7 protein-coding genes are annotated in these 7,347 nt (G+C 31.3%); all 7 read right to left on the reverse strand.

Annotated features, from left to right (window positions below):
* On the reverse strand, window positions 1–1,061 hold a 1,061-nt coding region (locus Q0W06_RS18725; protein WP_297639415.1), incomplete at its 3' end, for a head maturation protease, ClpP-related.
* A 1-nt stretch (window position 1,062) separates the two neighbouring features.
* Complete coding sequence (locus tag Q0W06_RS18730; protein WP_297639417.1) at window positions 1,063–2,496, reverse strand: phage portal protein; 1,434 nt, start codon at window positions 2,494–2,496, stop codon at window positions 1,063–1,065.
* A 12-nt stretch (window positions 2,497–2,508) separates the two neighbouring features.
* Window positions 2,509–2,736, reverse strand: coding sequence for a DUF6148 family protein (locus Q0W06_RS18735; protein WP_297639420.1), 228 nt, complete (start codon window positions 2,734–2,736; stop codon window positions 2,509–2,511).
* Window positions 2,733–4,535, reverse strand: coding sequence for a terminase gpA endonuclease subunit (locus tag Q0W06_RS18740; protein WP_297639422.1), 1,803 nt, complete (start codon window positions 4,533–4,535; stop codon window positions 2,733–2,735). Before Q0W06_RS18740 ends, Q0W06_RS18735 begins: the two co-directional genes overlap by 4 nt.
* Window positions 4,528–5,172 (reverse strand): hypothetical protein, encoded by a 645-nt coding sequence (locus tag Q0W06_RS18745; protein ID WP_297639424.1) that lies wholly within the window; start codon window positions 5,170–5,172, stop codon window positions 4,528–4,530. The genes Q0W06_RS18740 and Q0W06_RS18745 overlap by 8 nt, the downstream gene beginning before the upstream one ends.
* A gap of 134 nt (window positions 5,173–5,306) precedes the next feature.
* Window positions 5,307–5,864 (reverse strand): hypothetical protein, encoded by a 558-nt coding sequence (locus Q0W06_RS18750; protein ID WP_297639427.1) that lies wholly within the window; start codon window positions 5,862–5,864, stop codon window positions 5,307–5,309.
* Between the two features lie 188 nt (window positions 5,865–6,052).
* Window positions 6,053–7,174 (reverse strand): hypothetical protein, encoded by a 1,122-nt coding sequence (locus Q0W06_RS18755; RefSeq protein WP_297639430.1) that lies wholly within the window; start codon window positions 7,172–7,174, stop codon window positions 6,053–6,055.
* Window positions 7,175–7,347: the final 173 nt, after the last annotated feature.

Consider the following 7,347-nt stretch of genomic DNA (forward strand, 5'->3'; position numbering starts at 1 on the left):
GCTTTTGCAGCAGCTTTTTCTTGAGCTGTCATTTCAACTTTTCCAACTCCAGGAGTAACTTCTCCCATTCCTGAATTTTTAGCATCTAATTTTGCTTTTTCAAGAGCTGTCATTTCTGGATTTTTTTCTTCAGTTACAACAACCTCTTCATTTTTTACAACCGTCTTAAGCTCTCCATTCTTCATCATTTTCAAAACTTCTGAAGAAAACATTAAAGCTGGCTTAGGATCTTCAAATTTAAATTTTTTCATTAATGCTTCTGAACCTTCAATTGCCATTTCCTCAATTTGTTTAATTCTTTCCCTCTCTTCCTTTGCTCCAATTTCTAAGATGTCGGCATACATCTTTGGATTTTTTGCTTTGATTTCTTCAATAGTCATCGTTGGCATATTCTCTTTTTCCTCCCTTTTTTTAAACATTTTTGTATTTTTTGAATAAAAATTATTAAACTCAGTATGTTTTGATAAATTTATTGATACCCCGCTAGCCATTAAAACATCTCCAGTAATTTCAAGCTCAATTTCATCACCAAATGTATCTATTTTAGTAGCAAACCCTTTTTCTAAAGCCTCATTAGCTGTCATCCAAGTTTCGTTATCCATTAGTTTGCTTATTTCGCTCTCACTTATAGTTGCTCTGTTATAGGCAGTCAATACAGCCTCTTTTAACTTATCCAAATAATCAGCAGCAGCTCTTAATTTATCACTAGTTCCGCTCGCTAATATTCCTGGATTATGAATCATTAAAATTGATGCAGGCCTCATAATTCTATTATCTCCTGCCATAAAAATTAATGATGCAGCTGATGCAGCTATTCCATCAACATAAGTTGTTACTGTAGCTTTATGTGCTCTTAATTGGTTATAGATTGCTGTTGCTGCTGCTACTTCTCCACCATCTGAATTAATATGTACATCAATTTCTGTTACATCTCCAAGAGCTTCAATATCTCTTGTAAATTCTTCGCAACCATATTCAGTCCACCAAGTGTCACCAATATCTTGATGAATTATGATTTTCCCTTTATTTTGTTCCTTTTGAACCATAACTGCTCTAGGCATTTCATTCCTCCTTTTCTATTTCTCTCTGAGCCATAACTTCATTATAATCATCTCCATACATTTCCATTATTTCTCTACTCTTTGTACTTAATCCTGTTTCAATTCTTATTCTGGCTGCTGTTGCCTCTTTCAATGGATCTATTTGACCTTGTGTCGCTCCATACCATTTACAACCTAAATAAGCTTGTCTAATCAAAGGATTTTCAAAATATCCTGGTGCTGTTATAAATCCTTTTGAAACAATCTCATCCATAAATTGAGTAAAAATTGGATTACAAAAATCAGCAATCATCCAACTACGTCTCATACGATACATTTTCCAAGCTTCTAATAAAGCCGCTCTAGAGGCTGAATAACTTGCATTGAATATACTCAATAGAACATCATGAGGTAATTCTAATGCTGCCCCTATTTGAATAGACATAGCTTTAACAAATCCATCAAAAGCAGTATTAGGTCTACTCGGATTTGCTAAATTAATCTTCTTACCTGCTGGAAGTTCTGTTATAACTCCAGGACCCATCTCAATTTTCTTTTCAGAAAAATCTTTTTCATCATCAACAGTTTCTCCAAAACCAGTGTTATAAGTATCATTAGATTCATTTTCTATAAAAACTGTAAAATATGAACTTACTACTGCTGCTACTAATTCAGAATGTGTATATCTTCCAAGCTGCAACAATGATTCTATAACTGGAGCTAGAATTGGAACTCCCCTTAACTGACCTATTCTTTCTTTTTCTAAAATATTTAAAACGTTTCTTCTTCCTGTTAAACTCCCGTATGCTTGAACTCTTGTGTATACTTTCCCTTTAGTTGAATAAGGGTCATTACAGAAATGATAAGCTATAGGACAACTATCTAAATCAACTTCTACTCCATTTTTTATAGAATCATTTGATGATAAATTTGGAGGAGTCATACACCTCTCGGATTCAACAAGCTGTATTTTTAACTCAAATATTTCTCCAGGTCTCTTTTTATATGGCAACATTACAAAACATTCTCCATCTATTAAGGAAGTTAAGAAAGCCAACTGTTGAATTTGATAGAAATTAGATGTTCTTTGAATATCACACTCTGTTGTTTCAGCCCATAATTTAAAAACTTTTTCAATCTGATTTTCAATCTTTTCCTTTTCATCCAGAGAAAGCGATAATATAGTATTATCAATAGTTGACTTCAATCTAAGTCCAGAACCTATAACTGATGTTCTAAGTTTTTTTAATGCTCCTGTTGCAATAGGACTTCCCATCCAAAGTTCTCTAGATCTAGCAGTTAAAGTTTGTTTTACATCTTTTCCTAAGTCATTATTAACTGATTTGAGTCTATCATCCATACCTTTAAAAACTAGCTTTTGCTTACTCGCTCCATGATTTTTATAGCTAGTTGCTTTTTGTTTCTTTTCAAACTTAGCATTTTTACTTTTCCTCATTACTCTCCTCTCCTATATATCTCGAGGAATAATTCTTAGATTTGTGATTTTATTCCCGCCTCTAGCAAGCTCGTTGCATTTACCCTCCCAAAATTTCATGCCATCCCTTATTTCTTTCAAAGGAGCTCTTTCAAGCTCTTGATTTTCAATTTTATATCTTTGACCAGCTAGTACTTTTTTCTCAGCCTCTAAGTATTCTCGATATCTTGCTTGTGCTTCTTTAAGTGTTAATCCCGTCATACTTGAACTCCTTTACTCTCTATTCGAGTTTCTTTTTTCTCTTTTTTCTCTCCTAAACTAAGTTTTGATAACTCTTCTTTTGTCATTTTCGCTAGACTTTCAAAGTCTGGATTCATATATATCATTCCTGCTGTTGCATAGTTTGTTGTATCAAGAGCCTCATTATCTCTTATTTTTACCCACTCAACCTTTTCAATTCCGCTTTTTACAGTTGTTGTTTTTACTTCTCCAGTAACACTTTTAAAAAATCTTTCTCCATATCCCCTAATCGGATCATCTGGATAATAGCAATATAATGGTCCTTTCTCATCTCTTTTCAAAGCTGAATAAGTCATATCTTTAAGAGCATTAACTCCAAGAGAAATAAGCTGTATATTTTTACCTTTAGGTCTTTTAGTCTTTCTAACAGTGTTTATAACTTGACTTCCAGAAGTTCCAATTCCTTTTATTCCAAATATATTCTTGCTTTCTCTTAAGTACACATAATCATATGTTTCTTCTGTATGGTGTCCTCCCGTATCGATGAAAGTACAGATTATTTTTAAAGGATTTGATTTATCTTTGTAATAAAAATTTTTATTTAGTAAAGAATCTAACTCATTCCAAACTTTTTGACTTCCAGGATCACCAAGTATAATTTTGTATTGAATACCATATCTTTGCCTTCGTGGTCCCCATCCGATAACATTCGCTTCTAGTCTGTCATCTTGTACATCCACACCACAAGTTAAGAATAGAACTTCATCTGGAACCTCAGCATTATATTTAATACGTCTATTTTTATATAAGTATTCCCAATCTAATCCATCATTAAATTCATGTTCATAAGGTAGTCCTAAAAATGTGTTATAAAAAACTTGCATTCTTTCTGGATTTTCTAAAGCTTCTTTATATTTTTTTGATATATCTTTCCACTTTACCCAAGGAGATGAAAATGATGTAACATAGAATCCTCTATGGAATTTTGTTTCACATAGTAGATTTTCTTGAATAAATTTACCTTTTGGTTCATTGCTTCTCCAATGAGCTTCTGAAGAATATACTCCACAATGCTCGCAAGCCATTTCAATACTTTCAAAATCAAAATTTTCTATTTTAAATTTATTGAATTTTCCACACTCAGGACATGGAACTTGCCATGTTTCTTGAGTTGAATTCATATACAGAGAATAGATTTTCGATGTTTTTTTCAAACCAGGAGTTGAAACCCTAACTTTTTTTCTATTTTCAAAGTTTGCAGTTCTTTTTTCTGCTAATTCAACAGGATCTCCCTCATTTCCAACATCTCTTTTGTATCTATCCACCTCATCCATAAATAAATATCTTATTGGTGTTCCTGCTAGTTCATTTGTAGAGTTAGCTCCAATTAACATTAAGAATCCACCTGGGAAATACTTATCTAGAACTTGCCCTTTTACTTTATTTGCTAAAGTCTCACAATCTCTAATCATAGGAGCAATCCTTTTTTTAGAGAATGATTTTGCCATTCCCTTAGATGGCTGAACAATCATTATTCCACCTGGGTCATTGTTTATAACATATAAAACCATATTTAAAATAATTTCTGTTTTAGCTATTTGAGCTCCTGACATTATTGTTATGTCCTCTGTTTCAGCTCCATTAAATGAATCCATCATTTCAGCTTGGTAAGGTGCTCTAGTATTATCCCAATCTCCAGGTTCAGGAGATGATTCAACAGAAAGTTTTCTATATTTTCCAGCATATTCTGATACCGTTATCTTTTTGGGAGGCTCTAATTCTTTTAGAATACTTCTAACTAACTCAAATGTATTAATCATAATTAGCTCCTTTTTCTGGATCCCATTCTGACAACTCTTTTAATACTGAATATATTTCTTCTCTAAGTACCTCTTCAATTTTCTCTCTATCTTCAATTAAAGATAATGCTGGAGCTACTTTTGAAGGCAATATTAAACATTTTCCTTTAAAGTTTTGAATCATTCTTTGAATAATGTCTTTAACAACATCAGTTCTATGAAGCTCTTTTTTTAATTCTTTTAGCTTCAAGTCTTTTAATTCTGCATCGTATTTCTTTTTATTTAGCTCATGGAGTCTTCCATCAGCGTTCTTATCTAAATTTGTTTTAATGTATTCTATATAATTTGATATAGATTCATCTCTAAGATATGAGTCTTTGCTTTTTCTTATAACAATATTTTTCAAGGCTAATTCTGTTACTGTTCTATCAGATATTCCAAGTATTGCACCAAGAGTTTTAGCATTGATAACCTCATTAGAAGAATCTTTTCTCAAAGCTCCTTTAAATTCCATATATTTTTTTACAGATGGAATAAGATTATATCTATCTCCATGTTTTTCTATGACTTGACTATCAACTAGATTAGCTAATTGTCTCTCACTAATTTCTAACATCTTTGTCATTATCTCTTTTGTAACTAAATATCTTTTTTCCATATAACATTCACCTAAAAAATAATTTTTTTTATGAAATATCGCAGAAGTGCCCTAATTTTTCCTAGAAAATTTTTCTCGTTTGGGCTCGAGCGAGGTGCGGACGATTTCAGGACCTCTGGGAGTACCTTGAGAGCTTATCCAATCAGTACATCTCCGTTGCCTTCTTTATCCTTATCTTTACCCAGCTCTTTCTCTAGCTTCTCATTCTTCAACTTAATTGTTTCTTTACCTAGAGTTGTCTTAAGCGTTGACTCTTTAACTTTCAACCGCATCTTACGTTCTTCTTGTATATTCTTCTGAGCTAGTACTCCTGATATCTCACTTCCAAGTACTCTCTCTAAGATTGAATAATAGTTCTTTGCATCTATTGAATCAGGATGTATATCTTCATTTGAATATATAAGTCCCTCTTTCCCAAAAGAATAAACCTTTCTCTTCTCTAATCCTAAGCTTTGCTTTAATCCTTTGCTTGTTCCTCTTACAAGTTCTTCTGGAGTTATTGCACTCTCTTTTAAAAGCTCTAACCTTCTTGTTACTAGATATTCTTTAACTTCTGGTTCATTAAATAACTTCCAAGCATATGCACTAGGATTCTTAATTGATGGATCTACTTCTCTTACTGCTGTTGTTTTATCTTTTGGATTTCTTAAATATGCTTCAACTATTAAAATCTTTTTCTCTGATAAAGCCAATTCCATCACCTCCTATTTTTTAAAAATAACACTTGGTAAAAAATAACCTAGAATAAACTAAAACTTTTAAAGGAAAGGAGCCTTCATATTATTACGTGCGAGAAAACATATCATAAACCATTGAAAACATTGGAATTTTCAAAAATCGATACCCTCAAAAACTGACACTTTTTATACAGAATTTAACATTAAAAAATCTGGATTTCTCCATCTTTCGTCAATTCTATTTCAATTTTTACTCCAAAAAGAATCTTTAAATATTGCTCCAATTTTTTTATATTCTTGGTATTACTTCTCTTTGGACTATTTGATTTCTCTAAAGCAATCAGCTTTTCTTTAGCCATCTTTTGATATCTGAAAATCATTCGTTCTGATTTTTTCCCTAATAGTTTATTTTTTAAAATACAATTAAACCAATCATAATCTAAAATCCACTCATTGTTTTCTGTTACGAATAACTGAATATTTCTAGGTGTCAAACTATCTAAAGAATCTAATCTTTTCTCGATTTCCAGTTGATTTTTTTTTAATTGTTCTATCACTGCATTTTTTATAGATAACCCTATTCTTTCTGATATCTGTTCTCTTAAAACATTTAGTTTTAAACTCTCAACTGCTGAAGATCCAAATATATTCTTTAAAGTTGTTTTAGTAAATTTAAACTCATTTCGCATTGAAGATTTAGTTACTTTATCTGATTCGTCTAAGGTTTTCTCATTATTTTCTAAACTCTTATTATAAGTCTCAAGAGTTAATCCATCTTTAAAAGAAAAAACAAACCCAGTTGTAAAGAATCTATCTAGTGTCGATGAATAATCGTAAAAAACTTTACCCGATTTTTTTAAATCTTTATTTAAATGTAAAGCTCTATAGATTAAATAAATAACATTGGTATAGTCTGTAAACCTTTTTATTTCCAATTGTTCAGCAACTTCAAGAAAAGAGTATTCATATGTCATCTTTGATATGTCTATTTCAGTTATTTCAGATAAAATTATTAATATACTCAAGTCTACATCTTCTTTTTCCTTTTGAGTTTTCATTAGTTCAAAGTTTGTGTTTCGATAATATTTAGCATAATTAAACTCTATTTCAATAGAACACAATTGATTTTTAAGCCCTATTTTTATAAAATTAATGAACTTAAAAACTTTATCTATTCCTTCCTGGTCTCCAATATATATTTTTTCACCATTAGAGGTTTTTATATCTCCTCTTATGCTAAATTTATTTAATATATTGAATTTCAATTTTTCTGGAGGAATATTAATTTTTTTTATACTTATTCTTGCTCTATCTAAACCTATCACGTCATCAAATACACCTCCTTATTAGAAGCCCCCACGGAGGCTATGAGGACCTCTAATAAAGAGGACTTAGTCCTCTTTTGCCAACCCCTATCCCGAACCTACCTGTAATTTACACATTGGTTCAACCTAATCTATATAAATTTTATTTACAAAAAATAAAAAGGCCCTGGAAT

Origin of the sequence: uncultured Clostridium sp. (assembly GCF_947072515.1) — a bacterium.
Lineage (GTDB): Bacteria > Bacillota > Clostridia > Clostridiales > Clostridiaceae > Clostridium.